The organism is Rhodococcus sp. P4_E4, assembly GCF_056401575.1.
Map to the genome: position 1 here is coordinate 121,785 of NZ_JBFUJB010000006.1, position 15,307 is coordinate 137,091.

Genomic DNA, 15,307 nt, shown 5'->3' on the forward strand with positions numbered 1-15,307 from the left:
AGCCGAGCGACGCGCCGATGGTGGACCCGAGTGGTCGTCTCTTACGACGAAGCGTCATACTTCTGTCTGTGACGAGCGCAGTAGGGACTTCAGGATCGGCAATCACCCAACGCGTGCACTCGCTGAACCGGCCGAATATGGTCAGCGTTGGCACCATCGTGTGGTTGTCAAGTGAGCTCATGTTCTTCGCAGGGCTCTTTGCCATGTACTTCGTGGCACGAGCTCAGGCGAACGGAAATTGGCCGCCGGAGCCAACCGAATTGAACCTGTATCTGGCCGTGCCGGTGACCTTGGTGCTTATCGCATCTTCGTTCACCTGCCAGATGGGTGTCTTCGCGGCTGAGCGTGGCGACGTCTTCGGACTTCGTCGCTGGTACACCATCACCTTGATCATGGGGGCGTTCTTCGTCTCCGGCCAGGGTTACGAGTACTACCACCTTGTGCACGAGGGCACCACGATTTCGAGCAGCGTGTACGGCTCGGTGTTCTACATGACCACCGGCTTCCACGGTCTGCACGTCATCGGCGGTCTCATCGCCTTCGTCTTCTTGATCGCACGTACCCGGGTCAGCAAGTTCACGCCCGCCCAGGCCACCGCCGCGATCGTTGTTTCGTACTACTGGCACTTTGTCGACATCGTGTGGATCGCGCTGTTTGCCACGATTTATTTCATCCGTTAATCAGCTGTACGCCCCAGGCAGCCCCTGACGTCCAGTTCCGTCCCGACATACCAAAGGGATACAGATGAGTTCATCCCCCCCTCCCGCATCCGATAACTCAGCGAATGCCGCGAAGTCGCGTCGCCAGCGGAAAATCCGCCGGCGCGTTACCGGCGCGCTCGTATTGATGATGGGATTGATCAGCGCAGGTTTCCTCGCTTCGGCGTTGACACCAGCTCCGCAGGTTGCGACCGCCAGCGACGATTCAGCAGCCCTGATTCGTGAAGGCAAGCAGCTCTACGACACGTCATGCATCACGTGCCACGGCGCGAACTTGCAGGGCGTGCAGGACCGCGGTCCCAGCCTCATCGGCGTCGGCGAAGCAGCCGTGTACTTCCAGGTCTCCTCTGGTCGTATGCCCGCAGCTCGCAACGAGGCCCAGGCTGCACGCAAGGACCCCAAGTTCGATGCTGCGCAGACCGACGCCCTCGGCGCTTTCATCCAGGCCAACGGCGGCGGCCCGACGCTCATCCGCGACGAGAACGGCGAAATCGCCCAGTCCTCGCTGCGCGGTGGCGACATCGGACGCGGCAGTGAGCTCTTCCGGCTCAACTGCGCGTCGTGCCACAACTTCACCGGCCGCGGTGGCGCACTGTCCTCGGGCAAGTACGCCCCGGTCCTGGATCCGGCCAGCGAGCAGCAGATCTACGCTGCCATGGTTACCGGCCCCCAGAACATGCCGAAGTTCTCGGATCGTCAGCTGACGATCGAGGAGAAGAAGGACATCATCGCCTACGTCAAGTCGTCGGGCGAGTCGAAGGACCCCGGTGGGTACGGGCTCGGTGGCCTCGGTCCGGCCTCTGAGGGTCTCGCCATGTGGGCCGTCGGAATCATCGCTGTCGTCGGTGCAGCATTGTGGATCGGAGCAAGGTCATGAGCGACGCTGGCCAGCATGGCGGCGATACGCCTAAGAAGTACACAGATGAAGAGCTCGACGCGATGTCACGCGACGACCTGGTCAAGCTGGGTACCAATCTCGATGGCGTCGATGTCGTCTACCGCCGTGATCGTTGGTCGGTAAAGGGCACCAGGGCGGAAAAGCGCGCCGAGCGCAACGTCGCCTTCTGGTTCGGCCTCGCCGGCGTTTCGGCGATCGCATTCATCGCGATCTACCTGTTCTGGCCCTGGGAGTATGCAGGCGCCGGTGACGAGAACTACGGCAAGTACAGCCTGTACACCCCGCTGATCGGCTTGACCATGGGTCTGGCGATCCTCGGCGTCGGCATCGGTGCCGTTCAGTTCACCAAAAAGTTCATCCCCGAAGAGGTCTCGATCCAGGACCGCCACGACGGTGGATCCACCGAGGTCGATCGTCGCACGATCGTCGCCGAGCTCGGCGACACCCTCGATACGTCCACCCTCCCCCGCCGCAAGGCCATCAAGCGCAGCTTGATGTTCGGCGGTGGCGCACTCGGCGTCATGATGGTCATGCCTCTCGGCGGACTCATCAAGAACCCGTGGGCCAAGGGCGACGACTCACCCCTGTGGGTGTCCGGCTGGACCCCGAACTACCCGGGCGAGACGATCTACCTGCGTCGTGACACCGGCCGTCCCGAGGACATCGTCCTCGTTCGCCCGGAAGATCTCGATGCCGGTTCGATGGAAACGGTCTTCCCGTTCCGCGAGTCCGACCGTGGCGACGAGCACGCTCTGCTCGCAGCACTGCGCGGCATTCGTAACTCGGTGATGCTCATCCGCCTCCGCACGGAAGACACCGCGCGTGTCACCAAGCGCAAGGGCCAGGAGAGCTTCAACTACGGCGATTACTTCGCGTACTCGAAGATCTGCACCCACCTGGGTTGCCCCACCTCGCTCTACGAACAGCAGAGCAACCGTATTCTGTGCCCCTGCCACCAGTCGCAGTTCGACGCACTGACCTACGGCAAGCCGATCTTCGGTCCCGCTGCTCGCGCACTTCCGCAGTTGCCTATTACAGTGAACGAAGAGGGCTTCCTGGTCGCCGACGGTGACTTCATCGAAGCACTCGGCCCGGCATTTTGGGAGCGTCGACCGTGACCACAACAACAACCAAACCGTCCAAGATCAGCGCGGCAGCGGCTGGACAAGCGGAGGCTATGGACTCCCGCTACCACCTCGCCGCAGGCATGCGCCGGCAGATCAACAAGGTCTTCCCGACGCACTGGTCCTTCATGCTCGGCGAGATCGCGCTCTACAGCTTCGTGATCCTGCTGATCTCCGGTGTATTCCTGACACTGTTCTTCGATCCGTCGATGGCACACGTCGTCTACCAGGGCGCGTACCAGCCGCTTCGCGGTGTCACGATGTCTCGCGCCTACGAGACGACCCTGAACATCTCCTTCGAGGTGCGCGGCGGTCTCTTCGTTCGCCAGATTCACCACTGGGCTGCACTGATGTTCGCGGCGTCGATCATCGTTCACCTCGCTCGCATCTTCTTCACCGGCGCATTCCGTCGTCCGCGTGAAGCGAACTGGGTCATCGGCTGCCTGCTGCTCATCCTGGCGATGTTCGAAGGCTTCTTCGGCTACACCATCCCCGACGACCTGCTCTCGGGCACCGGCCTTCGCGCCGCCTTCGGTGGTATCACGATGAGTATCCCGATCGTCGGTACCTGGATGCACTGGCTGATCTTCGACGGCGACTTCCCCGGCGACCTCATCATCCCGCGTCTCTACGTCGCTCACGTGCTGCTGTTCCCGGGCATCATCCTGGCTCTGATCGCCGGCCACCTCGCGTTGGTCTGGTACCAGAAGCACACGCAGTTCCCCGGCCCCGGCCGTACGGAACAGAACGTCGTCGGCGTCCGCATCCTCCCGGTCTTCGCAATGAAGGGTGGCGCGTTCTTCGCCATGACCTTCGGCGTGCTCGCACTGCTCGGTGGTCTGTTCCAGATCAACCCCGTCTGGAACATCGGTCCGTACAACCCGTCACAGGTCTCGGCAGGTTCCCAGCCCGATATCTACATGATGTGGACGGACGGCCTTGCTCGACTGTGGCCGGCGTGGGAGATCTACCTGTTCGGCCGCTACACGATCCCTGCAGTGTTCGCCGTCGCCCTGATCATGGGCCTCGTCTTCGCACTGTTGATCGCGTACCCGTGGATCGAGAAGCGTCTCACCGGAGACGACGCTCACCACAACATCCTGCAGCGCCCGCGCGACGTGCCGGTCCGTACCGCTATCGGTGCGATGTCCATCGCGTTCTACCTGGTGCTCACGATCTCCTGCATCAACGACATCATCGCGTACCACCTTCACATCTCGCTGAACGCAATGACGTGGATCGGCCGTATCGGCATGGTCATCCTTCCGCCCATCGCGTACTTCGTGACGTACCGGTTCTGCATCGGCCTGCAGCGCAGTGACCGTGCAGTCCTCGAACACGGCATCGAGACCGGCATCATCAAGCGGATGCCGAACGGCCAGTACATCGAGATCCACCAGCCGCTCGGCCCCGTCGACGAGCACGGACACCCGATCCCGCTCGAGTACCAGGGTGCTGCTGTCCCGAAGAAGATGAACAAGCTCGGCCTCGCCGGCAAGCCCGGTAGCGGTAGCCTGATCACCGCTGACCCAGTCGAGGAGAGCGAGGCTCTCGAAGCCGCTCATCACGAAGCTGAGCACGAGCAGCTTCAGATCCTTCTGGACTACCAGAACCGAACCAACGGCAAGTCCGATGGTTCCAGTGGAGAACTCCACTAAGGACGACAGTTGACCAGTGAGGCCCCGAACCGCATTCCGGTTCGGGGCCTCACTCGTTCTCTGAGCGATTCAGCATGACAACCTTCAGTGGGTCACCACTCCCCCGGTTCGACGTCTGAGCGCCGACAACAGCGGGCACTACGCCTTTGCTAGACCTCGAGCACAGTTGAATAGTGCTCCACCGTCGGGAACGGCTCGTAGAAGTGGTGGAGAAGTTCTCGCCACTTCTCGTATCCCGTGGACTGACGGAACCCGATGGTGTGTGACTCCACGTCTTCCCACTCGACGAGCAGGAGATATCGCTCCGGCGATTCCAGGCAGTGCGAGAGCCGCAACCTGACGAATCCGGGGACCTCGGAGATGATGGTTCGGGCTACATCGAACGCGGCCTCGAATCGCGCTGACTGCGACGGATCGACCTGCAGGACGGCATGTTCGAGGATCATCTACGGAGTGTTGCACGTTCTCGGGAGTCCCCTCGAGGCGTTGCCGCCTGGTGAGATACTCGGACCATGACATCCCATGCACGCGGCACCTTCGAGATCGATCTCCGCCCCGCCGATCCTGAGCTCTCCGGACGCGTCGGGCGCTTCGAGTTCGACAAGACGTTCATCGGCGGCGTCGAAGGCACATCGACCGGACTCATGCTGTCCGCGGGCGATCCGACAACCGGTGAAGCGGGCTACGTCGCTTTGGAGTTTGTCACCGGGCAGGTCGACGAAGCTGTGGGATCGTTCGCACTGCAGCAGTTCGGTCAGATGATCAACGGAACGCAGAAGCTTCTGTACGAGATCGTGCCGGGGTCCGGAACCGGTGAGCTGAAGGGCATCTCAGGCACTCTCGAGCTAGAGATCGTCGACGGTCTGCACCGCTACGACCTCGAATACTCGCTCCACGACTGACAAAGAGCGGTTGGGTAATCGGCACCCTCGTACCGCAACTCGCAGATACGACAACAAAGGCGCCGTACCCGGGTGGGTGCGGCGCCTCTGTTCGAGTGCGGGTGAAACTAGTGCTTCTCAGGTCCGGTGTAGTACTCGAACACCAGGCCTGCGGCTGCGGCGAGCACACAGACAACTGCGACTGCGATGAGCCACGGCTGGAAGTACGCCAGCGACACTGCCGCGAGTGCAGCTGCGGCGGCAAGCAGGATCGGCCAGAAGCTACCCGGGCTGAAGAAGCCCAGTTCTCCTGCACCATCCGAGATTTCTGCGTCGTCGTAGTCCTCGGGACGGGTGTCCAGACGACGGGCAACGAAGCGGAAGTAGGTACCCACGATGAGCGTCAGACCTGCAGACAGGACGATGGCCGTCAGTCCGGCCCACTCGATACCTGTGCGTGACAGAGCGGTGAACACTCCGTAGATGATCGCGACGAGAATGAAGAACATCGTCAGGATCTCGAAGAGCTTGGCTTCGATCTTCATATCAGCACTTGTCCTTGTTCAGTGAAGAGGCTGGCCGGCTCAGTTGCCTGCAGTGGCGACGGTTGCCTGACGGTACTCGCGGTCGGTGTTGAACGGCGTGGTCGACGTAGCCACCGGCGACTGACCGATTGCCTGCAGGGCCTCGGCGGTCGTCAGACCACCCTTGCCCTCCGCGTCACCCTTGCGCAGTTCGATGTACTTGGCGAAGTCCTCGGGCGAAACCGCACGAACCTCGAAGTTCATCATCGCGTGGAACGTGCCACACATTTCTGCACAACGCCCGACGAACGCGCCTTCCTTCTCGATCTCACTGATCTGGAAGATGTTGTCCGAGTGGTTCTCCTTGGGGTTCGGGAGAACGTCGCGCTTGAACAGGAACTCAGGCACCCAGAAAGCGTGGATGACGTCCGAGGAAGCGAGTTCGAACTGGATCCGCTTGCCGGTGGGCAGAACGAGGATCGGGATCTCCTGGCTGGAGCCGACAGTCTCGATCTTGTCGTAGTGCAGGTAGCTCAGGTCCTCGGTGCTGTTGCCGTGGATCGGGCCGGGAACTTCTTCGCCGTGATCGTTGACAGTGGAGCCCTCGGCCTTGGCAGCCTCTTCGGCTTCGACGTCGATGCCGTTGTACTTGGCACTGCCGTCACCGAACTCGATGGAGCGGTAGCCGAACTTCCAGTTCCACTGGAATGCCGTGACGTCTACGACGACGTCAGGGTTGTCCGTCTTGTCCAGAACATGGTTCTGGACGATGACGGTGAAGTAGAAGAGAACCGCGATGATGACGAAGGGAACTGCCGTGTAACCGAGTTCGAGAGGCACGTTGTATGCCGTCTGACGCGGGAATTCCGGCGAGTCCTTCTTCTTGCGGTGGAAGATGACGGCCCAGAAGACCAGTCCCCACACCAGCACACCCATGACGAGGGCGGCTACAACCGACCACGTCCACAGCTCACGCATGCGCGTCGCCTCCGGGGTGATGCCCGAAGGCCACCCGAAACGAAGCACTTCGTTGTCGATGGAGCAACCCGACAGCAGCAAGGCAGCAATGCCCAGAGATACTGCCAGCCCCGCTCGCCGAAGGATCCGACCTTGCGCCACGTTCACGCCTTCCTGATCGCCACAAAATTCAACTAGGGCATGCCCGGAGGGAAGGCCCAATTACTACGCAGCGTAGACCAAAGCCGGGCGCTATCCATCCTCGGGTCCTCGCCCGTGTCGCGGCGGACGTCACACAGCTCTCTCAGGTGCTGCTCAGGAACGGCTCAGGTCGTTTCGGCGACGCACATCACGTCGATTCGTTCCGCCGCGATCGGCAGGGACGTCGATCTGCGGCATACTTTCGACAAGAGTTCGTTGACCTCTCCCCGACACTCGTGTCCGGGAGCCTTCTCTACAAAAATTCTGAATCGAGGAACCGGACGCTGTGTGTGGACTGCTCGGGCTACTGACATCTGGCGGAACCAGCGAGGACGCCGTCTCGCGGGTCGACCAGGCGATGCATTGCCTTCGTCACCGCGGGCCGGACGAACACGGGACGTGGAACGACGACCACCTCGTCTTCGGGTTCAACCGCCTGGCGATCATCGACATCGCTCATTCCCACCAGCCGCTGCGTTGGGGCCCGCCGGAGAACCCGGAGCGTTATGCGCTCACGTTCAACGGCGAGATCTACAACTACCTGGAGATCCGCGCCGAACTGGCCAAGGACCACGACGCCAAGTTCTTCACCGAGGGCGACTCCGAGGCCATCGTCGCTGCATTCCACTACTGGGGTGAGGATGCGGTCCGGCGCCTACGCGGAATGTTCGCGTTCGCGATCTGGGACACCGACACACGCGAGCTGTTCATCGCGCGCGATCCGTTCGGGATCAAGCCGCTGTTCATTGCTACCGGCGCCGGCGGCACCGCGTTCGGCAGTGAGAAGAAGAGCCTGCTCGAACTCACCGATCTGATCGGCATCGGTACCGAGCTGGATCCGCGCGCCATCGAGCACTACACCGTTCTGCAGTACGTACCGGAGCCGGAAACACTGCACAAGGAGATCCGACGCCTGGAGTCGGGCAGCTTCGCCCGGGTGCGTCCGGGCGAGGAACCCACGTTCACGAGGTACTTCACGCCGAAGTTCCCGGCCAAGCCTTTTGCACCTGGCACCGAGAAGGCGCGCTACCAGGAAATCGCCGAGGCACTCGAGGATTCGGTCGCCAAGCACATGCGCGCCGACGTCACCGTCGGTTCGTTCCTGTCCGGCGGTATCGACTCCACGGCGATCGCGGCACTGGCGATGCGCCACAACCCCAACCTGATCACCTTCACGACCGGTTTCGAACGTGAGGGCTATTCCGAGGTCGACGTCGCTGCAGAATCTGCCGCGGCGATCGGCGCGAAGCACGTCGTCAAGGTGGTCTCCCCCGCCGAGTTCGCCGCTGCCATTCCCGAGATCGTCTGGTACCTCGACGACCCGGTAGCCGATCCGGCATTGATTCCGCTGTGGTTCATCGCCAAGGAAGCCCGCAAGCACGTCAAGGTCGTGCTGTCCGGCGAGGGTGCCGACGAGCTGTTCGGCGGCTACACGATTTACCGTGAGCCGTTGTCGCTCAAGCCTTTCGAGTACCTCCCCAAGGGATTGCGTCGGGCTGCGGGCAAGTTGTCCGAACGCATCCCGGACGGTACTCGCGGCAAGAGTCTGCTCAATCGCGGTTCGTTGACCCTCGAGGAGCGCTACTACGGCAATGCTCGTAGCTTCAACGACGCTCAGCTCCGCGCCGTCCTTCGCGATTTCCGCCCCGAGTGGACTCACCAGGACGTCACCGCGCCGATCTACGCGCAGTCACGGGACTGGGATCCGGTTGCCCGGATGCAGCATCTCGACCTGTTCACCTGGCTGCGCGGCGACATCCTCGTCAAGGCCGACAAGATGACGATGGCCAACTCGCTGGAACTGCGTGTGCCGTTCCTCGATCCCGAGGTCTTCGACGTAGCGTCACGCGTGCCGCTCGATCAGAAGATCACGAAGGACACAACCAAGTACGCACTGCGTCAGGCCCTGGAAGGCATTGTGCCGCACCATGTTCTGCACCGTGCGAAGCTCGGATTCCCGGTTCCCCTACGCCATTGGCTGCGCGGCACCGAACTCTTCGACTGGGCACATCTGCAGATCGAGGAGTCGGGTACCGACCACATCTTCGACAAGCAGGCCGTCGTGAAGATGCTCAACGATCACCGCGAGGGCGTGTCCGACCACAGCCGACGCCTGTGGACCGTGCTGACGTTCATGGTCTGGCACGGGATCTTCGTGGAGAAGCGCATCGTGCCGCAGATCCAGGAACCGGTGTACCCGGTCAACATCTAGGCCTTCGGCCCCGTGAGTGGTCAGGGAGTCTCCGGACTCCTCAACCACTCACGGGGCGGAGCCCTACTTCGGCAGGATCGTCGCGATCTCGTCCGCAGCCGCACTGCCGTAAGCGTCGGTAAGGCGCTTGAGGGCCTCGTCGCGATTGAACACCCACTCCTGCGTTCCCACGGTCTCGAGGATCAGCACAGCGACCAAAGATCCCAGCTGTGCGGCGCGCTCGAAGCTCAGGCCAGCGCCGTGTGCGAGCAGGAACCCGGCGCGGAAGCCGTCGCCAACGCCCGTCGGATCCACCTTGCCGGTCTCGGGCACTACGTCGACGCGCACCCAATTACCTTCGGCGTCAACAATTTCCACACCCTTGGAGCCGAGGGTGGTGACACGAATGCCGACCTGCGCACGGATCTCTTCCTCGCTCAGACCAGTCTTCTGCTGAAGCAGACCCCACTCGTACTCGTTGGTGAACAAGTACTTCGCACCGTGGATGAGCGCCTTGGCCTCGTCACCGGACAGGCGAGCAAGCTGCTGCGACGGATCCGCTGCGAACGGGATTCCGAGCAGACGGCATTCGTCGGTATGGCGAACCATGGCCTCGGGGTCGTTGGCGCCGATCAGCACCAACTCGACTGCGCCCGCAGTCTTGGCCACTGCCGCGAGTTCGATCTCGCGGGCCTCGCTCATCGCACCGGGGTAGAACGACGCGATCTGCGCCATGTCCTCGTCGGTGGTGCACACGAAACGCGCCGTATGTGCCTTGTCCGAGATACGTACCGCACTGCAGTCGACGCCGTTGTCCTCGAGCCACGTGCGGTACTCGGCGAAGTCGGCACCGACTGCGCCGACGAGTAGCGGGGACCCACCGAGCACGCCCATGGCGTAAGCGATGTTGCCGCCGACACCACCGCGGCGAATCACGAGATCGTCCACCAGGAAACTCAGCGAAACGTGGGCGAGCTGATCGGCGAGGAGCTGATCGGCGAATCGGCCGGGGAAGCGCATCAAGTGGTCGGTGGCGATGGAACCGGTTACCGCAATAGTCACGGATCGTGGCCTTTCAGCGAAGTGAGTACAAGAATGAAAGAGGAGCAAAAGTTCACGTTACCGCCCGTAGCGCCGTCATCGGCGCCCGAACCGTCAGATCGGAACGGTCTACGTACGAGTCACCACAGACAACTGACGCGAAACCGAATGTCGGTTCCGCGTCAGTTGTTTGTGAATTGAGTTGTGATCGACAGACTCAGTTGAACGAGTCACCGCAGGCGCAGGAGCCTGTTGCATTGGGGTTGTCGATCGAGAAGCCCTGCTGCTCGATGGTGTCGAGGAAGTCGATGGACGCACCTTCGACGTACGGCGCGCTCATCCGGTCGACAACCAGGTTGACGCCGTTGAAGTCGACAGTGAGGTCACCGTCGAGCGTGCGGTCGTCGAAGAACAGCTGGTACTTCAGTCCGGCACAGCCGCCGGGCTGCACTGCGATACGCAGCGCGAGGTCGTCGCGACCCTCCTGATCGAAGAGTGCCTTCGCCTTGGCGGATGCGGCCTCGGTCATCTTGACGCCGTGGGTGGCGGTCTCGTTCTGCACAGTCATGGGCTCTCCCTAATGTTCGTACCAACCCGTGAACGCTTCAACGGTACGCCGCTGCCGACTTATTCCCGCCAGTCCTTACCGGGTGCGATTCGTCTTCATCCTATCCGGTCTTCCCGACACGGCAACGGCGCGTCGACGCTTGTGGATCCTCAGCTCCGGGCGCCGCGCCAGATCTTCCACTCCCGTGCCGTGTGTTCGGCGAGTCCCTCAAGACACGCCGACGCTTCCTCCATCGCACGTTCCACCGACCCGGCGAACTCCGTCACCGATTTTGTCGCGACTATCGAGGTTGACGAATAGTCCGCCGCGTCGAGCGTCACCTGACCGGCAAAGACGAGCGTCGGAACTCCGTGTGCCGCCCCGGCCGAAGCAAGCGTCGTGACGAGTTTGCCGCGCAGAGATTGGTGGTCGAACTTGCCTTCACCCGTGATCACCAGGTCAGCGGAAGCCAATAGCGCCGCCTGGCCGGTGCGATCGGCAACGACGTCGGCCCCCGATCGCCGCTGTGCACCGAGGGCGAACAGCGCAGCACCGATACCACCCGCGGCGCCGGCACCCGGAAAATCCGACACTCGTTTTCCGGTGGCGGACTCCAACTTTTCGGCCCATCTCACGTTTCTCGCTTCGAGGACAGAGACGGCATCGGCGTCGGCGCCCTTTTGCGGGCCGAACACCGCTGCCGCACCGTGCTCGCCGAGAAGTACGTGTTCGACGTCGGTGGCCGCGACCAACGCAATGCCCGCCGTAGCCGCCGTTGCGGCCTCCAGACCGCCCAGCGCCTCCACCAGCCCACGTCCCCCGTCGGTGCAGCAACTCCCACCGAGTCCGACGACAATCGTCTTCACGCCTGCCTCAAGCGCGACAGCGATCAGTTCTCCGACACCGCGACTGTGCGCGGCGAGTGCGCTGTCCCGTGTCGGCGGACCTCCGAGCAGACCGAGCCCGACAGCCTCGGCGGACTCGATGTACGCCGTGTCCGAATCCAACAGCCACGCGGCGTCGACGCCCACGGTCAGTGGCCCAGGCACCCGTGCGGTCCGGATGTCGCCCCCAGCCGTGGCCAAGACGTCGACGAAACCCGGACCACCGTCGGATTGTGGCGCGGTGACGACGTCGTCTTCGGGTCGGCCACGTCGCCAACCGGCAGAAATGGACTCAGCCGCCTCGACGGCCGTCAACGTCTCACCAAACGAATCTGGAGCAACTATTACCCGCATAGCCGAAGTCTAAGAGTCCCGAATGACCCCGATGTTTCACGATCTCGCGCGTTTCAGTGCCTCGGGCGATCGGGTTTTTCAGAAAGACCGAGGTCGGTTTCCCAGACCGTGCACTTATCCAATAGCCTGGAGGTGTGAAATTGCTACGCCGCGGTGACTCAGACAACTCCGACAAACGTGACGTCGAGGGCACTGAGGCATCCTCGGCCTCCGAAGAGGCGCCCATCGAGCAGGTGGGCAAGGGCCGCCCCACACCCAAGCGTCGTGACGCCGAGGCGAAGAGGCGTGGCCCCGTTGCCCCTGCCCCGCTGACCGCGAAGGAAGCCCGCGCCCGCCGTAAGGCGACCCGCGGCTCCAAGGAGGACCGCAAGGCCGAAGCCGCCGAGCGTCGCGCATCGTCGGCAGACCGCCGCGCCCGCATGCTCGCCGGCGAGGACAAGTACCTGCTCCCCCGCGACAAGGGACCGGTTCGCGCCTACGTCCGTGATTTCATCGACGCTCGCCGCAACCTCGTCGGGCTGTTCATGCCGCTCGCGTTGATCCTCATCATGACGATGTTCGTCACGCCCGCGCTCCAGCAGATCGTCACGCTGGCAATGCTCGTGATGATGCTCTTCATGGTCGGTGAAGGCATCTGGCTCGGTCGCATGATCAACAACCGCGTCGCCGAGCGCTTCCCCGACAGCACCGACGGCGGATTCAAGCTCGGCTGGTACGCGTTCGTTCGCGCGTCGCAGATCCGTAAGCTGCGCGCACCGAAGCCTCGTGTGGGGCCGGGCGACGCAATCTGAGCGTGACGAACACCTATAGAACTTTGGTCCTCGGCGGCGCGCGGTCTGGTAAGTCCGCGCACGCCGAGGATTTGGTTTGTGCAGGCCACTTCCCCGAAGGTTCGGCACCGATCCGGTACCTGGCGACAGCCAGACGTGATGTCACCGACGCAGACTGGGAAAGCCGGATCGACCAGCACCGCAACAGACGGCCTTCCCATTGGTCGACTGTCGAAACCGCAGATGCCGGTGACCTCGCGGCGCAACTCGAAAGCGATTCACACACAGCGACGTTGGTCGACGATCTGGGAACGTGGCTGACCACGGAACTCGATCGGCAAGGCGCCTGGGACGCTCCGCGCGGCACCGTCACTCCCGCTGCGGACAGCGTGGTCGCCAGTGTCGAGAACTACCGCGGACACCTGGTGCTGGTCAGCCCCGAAGTGGGTTTGGCCGTCATCCCCGAGACACGGTCGGGACGACTGTTCCGCGACGAGATCGGCACTCTCAACGCTCGTATCGCCGCGGTGTGCGATCGTGTCGTACTAGTGGTTGCAGGGTTACCGCTCATCTTGAAAGATACTGCTGCACAACCGGAAGGCACGATGTGAGTACCGAGGCCAATCCAGGGGCCATTTCAGGGGCGAATCCAGATGCCAACCCTGACGTCGCGCCAGTCAGTAGCGCCGACTTCGAACCCGTCACCCCGCCCGACCGCGAGGTGCGTGCGCAGGCCGATGCGCGTCAGCGTGATCTGACCAAGCCGGCAGGTTCGCTGGGCCGACTGGAGGTTCTCGCCGGCTGGGCATCAGCCTGCCAAGGAGTTTGTCCCCCACACGCTTTCGCTCGGCCTCGCGTCGTCGTCTTCGCGGGTGATCACGGAATCGCCCGCAACGGCGTCTCCGCCTATCCGCCGGAAGTGACCGCACAGATGGTCGCCAACTTCCTCGGGGGCGGCGCGGCAGTCAACGTCCTCGCCGAGGTTGCCGGCGCCACGGTACGCGTCGTCGACATCGCAGTGGACGGCGATACCGATCCGTCCGTCTCGAACCACAAGGTGCGCAGGTCTTCCGGGTCCATCGACCGCGAAGACGCCATGTCGAACGAGGAAACCCTTCAGGCCATCGCCGCCGGCCGAGCGATCGCGGACGAGGAAATCGACGGGGGCGCAGATCTTCTCATCGCCGGCGACATGGGCATCGGCAACACGACGCCCGCAACCGTACTCATCGCAGCCCTGACGGACAGTGAACCCGTCGCGGTCGTGGGTCGAGGTACCGGTATCGACGACGCCGGGTGGATCCGCAAGACCGCAGCGATTCGCGACGCTCTCCGTCGCGCCCGTCCGCACGTTCGCGACACAGTCGCGCTGCTGCGCACGTCTTCGGGTGCCGACCTCGCCGCGATGGCCGGCTTTCTGGCCCAGGCAGCTTCGCGTCGCACGCCGGTGATCCTCGACGGCGTAGTGGTCACCGCAGCCGCCATGGTTGCCGACGAACTGGCTTTCGGTGCACGTGAATGGTGGGTCGCCGGACACCGCTCCACCGAACCCGCCCACACCATCGCATTGACCCGCATGGGTCTCGACCCGATCGTCGAGTTCGACATGCGTCTCGGTGAAGGTTCAGGTGCAGTCACAGCGCTCCCGATTCTTCAGGGCGCAGTGGCAATCCTGGGCAAGATGGCGACATTCTCCGAAGCCGGTGTCAGCACTCAGGGCAGCGCACCTGCCGACGAACCCGAGTCGATCGACCTGACCAAGACCGATACGGCGGAGTGAGCATGGCGGGCCCGCTGTCCGGAGTGCCTCTGGCCTTTTCGTGGCTGACGGTCCTTCCGGTTCGTGGTCCCTCCGACATCGACCGAACTGCCGGTCGTCGCGCCATCGCGGCAGCTCCGCTCACCGGGATCGCTCTCGGCATTGCCGCGACGTTTCTGCTCTGGGGCACAACCAGTATCGGCCTGAATCCCTATCTCGCAGGCTTGCTGACGGTCGGTGCGCTCGCTCTCGGGACACGCGGGATGCACGTGGACGGACTGGCAGACTCCGTCGACGGACTGGGTTGTTACGGTCCACCGGAGCGCGCCCGCGAGGTCATGCACAGCGGCGGTGCCGGACCGTTCGGGGTCGCGGCACTGTTCATCTTCCTTGGGCTGCAATCGGTCTCCTTCGGCGTCCTCGCTGTTGCCGACTCCCCCACGCAGTGGATCGCCGTTCTCGTATCTGTCGCTGCGGGTCGTGTGGCCGTCGTTTTTGCCTGCCGCCGAGGTGTTCTCGCGTCGAGCCCGAGCGGATTCGGTGCGCTCGTCGCCGATTCACAACCGCTGTGGGCCGCAATCGTGTGGTCGCTTCCGCTGATCGCCGCTTCCGGCTTTGCCACCGACCGGTGGTGGCTCGGCCCTCTCGTGACCGCGTCGGCGCTGATGACAAGTGTGCTGTGCGTGCGTCACTGCGTCCGTAGATTCGGCGGACTCAACGGAGACGTTCTCGGATTCGCACTCGAACTCACTGTGACGCTGACGGCCGTCGGACTCACTCTCGGACTGTGATCCGACGT

Annotated in this window: 16 protein-coding genes; 10 read left to right on the forward strand and 6 right to left on the reverse strand. The window is 63.0% G+C overall.

Annotation, left to right across the window (positions count from 1 at the left end):
- The first annotated feature begins 68 nt into the window (after positions 1–68).
- From ctaE to qcrB, 4 genes are all read left to right on the forward strand, one after another.
- The gene (gene ctaE, locus AC1DVN_RS09300; RefSeq protein WP_020908101.1) at positions 69–680 is read left to right on the forward strand and encodes an aa3-type cytochrome oxidase subunit III; all 612 of its coding nucleotides are present in this window, start codon (positions 69–71) and stop codon (positions 678–680) included.
- A 64-nt stretch (positions 681–744) separates the two neighbouring features.
- Positions 745–1,596 carry a cytochrome bc1 complex diheme cytochrome c subunit gene (gene qcrC, locus AC1DVN_RS09305; RefSeq protein ID WP_020908102.1) on the forward strand — a complete coding sequence of 284 codons (852 nt, stop codon included), beginning with the start codon at positions 745–747 and terminating at the stop codon, positions 1,594–1,596.
- On the forward strand, positions 1,593–2,735 hold the full coding sequence (gene qcrA / locus AC1DVN_RS09310) for a cytochrome bc1 complex Rieske iron-sulfur subunit (protein ID WP_020908103.1): 1,143 nt from the start codon (positions 1,593–1,595) through the stop codon (positions 2,733–2,735). The genes qcrC and qcrA overlap by 4 nt, the downstream gene beginning before the upstream one ends.
- 59 nt (positions 2,736–2,794) lie before the next feature.
- Positions 2,795–4,399, forward strand: a complete 1,605-nt coding sequence (gene qcrB, locus AC1DVN_RS09315; RefSeq protein WP_044480654.1) for a cytochrome bc1 complex cytochrome b subunit — start codon at positions 2,795–2,797, stop codon at positions 4,397–4,399.
- Between the two features lie 149 nt (positions 4,400–4,548).
- Here the strand turns inward: qcrB and AC1DVN_RS09320 are convergent, their stop codons facing one another.
- The gene (locus AC1DVN_RS09320) at positions 4,549–4,845 is read right to left on the reverse strand and encodes an antibiotic biosynthesis monooxygenase family protein (RefSeq protein WP_477993738.1); all 297 of its coding nucleotides are present in this window, start codon (positions 4,843–4,845) and stop codon (positions 4,549–4,551) included.
- Between the two features lie 66 nt (positions 4,846–4,911).
- On the opposite strand from AC1DVN_RS09320, the gene AC1DVN_RS09325 reads away from it, so the two are divergent.
- On the forward strand, positions 4,912–5,301 hold the full coding sequence (locus AC1DVN_RS09325; protein ID WP_020908106.1) for a DUF3224 domain-containing protein: 390 nt from the start codon (positions 4,912–4,914) through the stop codon (positions 5,299–5,301).
- Positions 5,302–5,408: 107 nt separating this feature from the next.
- Here the strand turns inward: AC1DVN_RS09325 and AC1DVN_RS09330 are convergent, their stop codons facing one another.
- On the reverse strand, positions 5,409–5,825 hold the full coding sequence (locus AC1DVN_RS09330) for a cytochrome c oxidase subunit 4 (protein ID WP_003941723.1): 417 nt from the start codon (positions 5,823–5,825) through the stop codon (positions 5,409–5,411).
- Positions 5,826–5,864: 39 nt separating this feature from the next.
- Positions 5,865–6,929, reverse strand: coding sequence for an aa3-type cytochrome oxidase subunit II (gene ctaC / locus AC1DVN_RS09335; protein ID WP_019748910.1), 1,065 nt, complete (start codon positions 6,927–6,929; stop codon positions 5,865–5,867).
- A 319-nt stretch (positions 6,930–7,248) separates the two neighbouring features.
- On the opposite strand from ctaC, the gene asnB reads away from it, so the two are divergent.
- Positions 7,249–9,174, forward strand: coding sequence for an asparagine synthase (glutamine-hydrolyzing) (asnB, locus tag AC1DVN_RS09340; RefSeq protein WP_477993739.1), 1,926 nt, complete (start codon positions 7,249–7,251; stop codon positions 9,172–9,174).
- Between the two features lie 63 nt (positions 9,175–9,237).
- On the opposite strand, the gene AC1DVN_RS09345 is transcribed toward asnB, so the two are convergent.
- From AC1DVN_RS09345 to AC1DVN_RS09355, 3 genes are all read right to left on the reverse strand, one after another.
- Complete coding sequence (locus AC1DVN_RS09345) at positions 9,238–10,215, reverse strand: carbohydrate kinase family protein (protein ID WP_003941700.1); 978 nt, start codon at positions 10,213–10,215, stop codon at positions 9,238–9,240.
- 196 nt (positions 10,216–10,411) lie between these two features.
- A complete protein-coding gene (locus tag AC1DVN_RS09350) occupies positions 10,412–10,762 on the reverse strand; it encodes a HesB/IscA family protein (protein WP_007730053.1) in 351 nt (116 codons plus the stop codon).
- Positions 10,763–10,911: 149 nt separating this feature from the next.
- Positions 10,912–11,979 (reverse strand): glycerate kinase family protein, encoded by a 1,068-nt coding sequence (locus AC1DVN_RS09355; RefSeq protein ID WP_477993740.1) that lies wholly within the window; start codon positions 11,977–11,979, stop codon positions 10,912–10,914.
- A 134-nt stretch (positions 11,980–12,113) separates the two neighbouring features.
- Here AC1DVN_RS09355 and AC1DVN_RS09360 point away from each other — a divergent pair, with 134 nt between their 5' ends.
- The 4 genes from AC1DVN_RS09360 to AC1DVN_RS09375 are packed head-to-tail and all read left to right on the forward strand — an operon-like array spanning position 12,114 to position 15,299.
- On the forward strand, positions 12,114–12,770 hold the full coding sequence (locus tag AC1DVN_RS09360) for a DUF3043 domain-containing protein (protein WP_007730051.1): 657 nt from the start codon (positions 12,114–12,116) through the stop codon (positions 12,768–12,770).
- A gap of 2 nt (positions 12,771–12,772) precedes the next feature.
- Positions 12,773–13,360, forward strand: a complete 588-nt coding sequence (cobU, locus tag AC1DVN_RS09365; protein ID WP_477993741.1) for a bifunctional adenosylcobinamide kinase/adenosylcobinamide-phosphate guanylyltransferase — start codon at positions 12,773–12,775, stop codon at positions 13,358–13,360.
- 23 nt (positions 13,361–13,383) lie between these two features.
- Entirely contained in the window at positions 13,384–14,529 is a 1,146-nt protein-coding gene (gene cobT / locus AC1DVN_RS09370) for a nicotinate-nucleotide--dimethylbenzimidazole phosphoribosyltransferase (RefSeq protein WP_477993776.1), read from the forward strand.
- A gap of 2 nt (positions 14,530–14,531) precedes the next feature.
- Positions 14,532–15,299 (forward strand): adenosylcobinamide-GDP ribazoletransferase, encoded by a 768-nt coding sequence (locus AC1DVN_RS09375; protein WP_477993742.1) that lies wholly within the window; start codon positions 14,532–14,534, stop codon positions 15,297–15,299.
- The last annotated feature ends 8 nt before the right edge of the window (positions 15,300–15,307 follow it).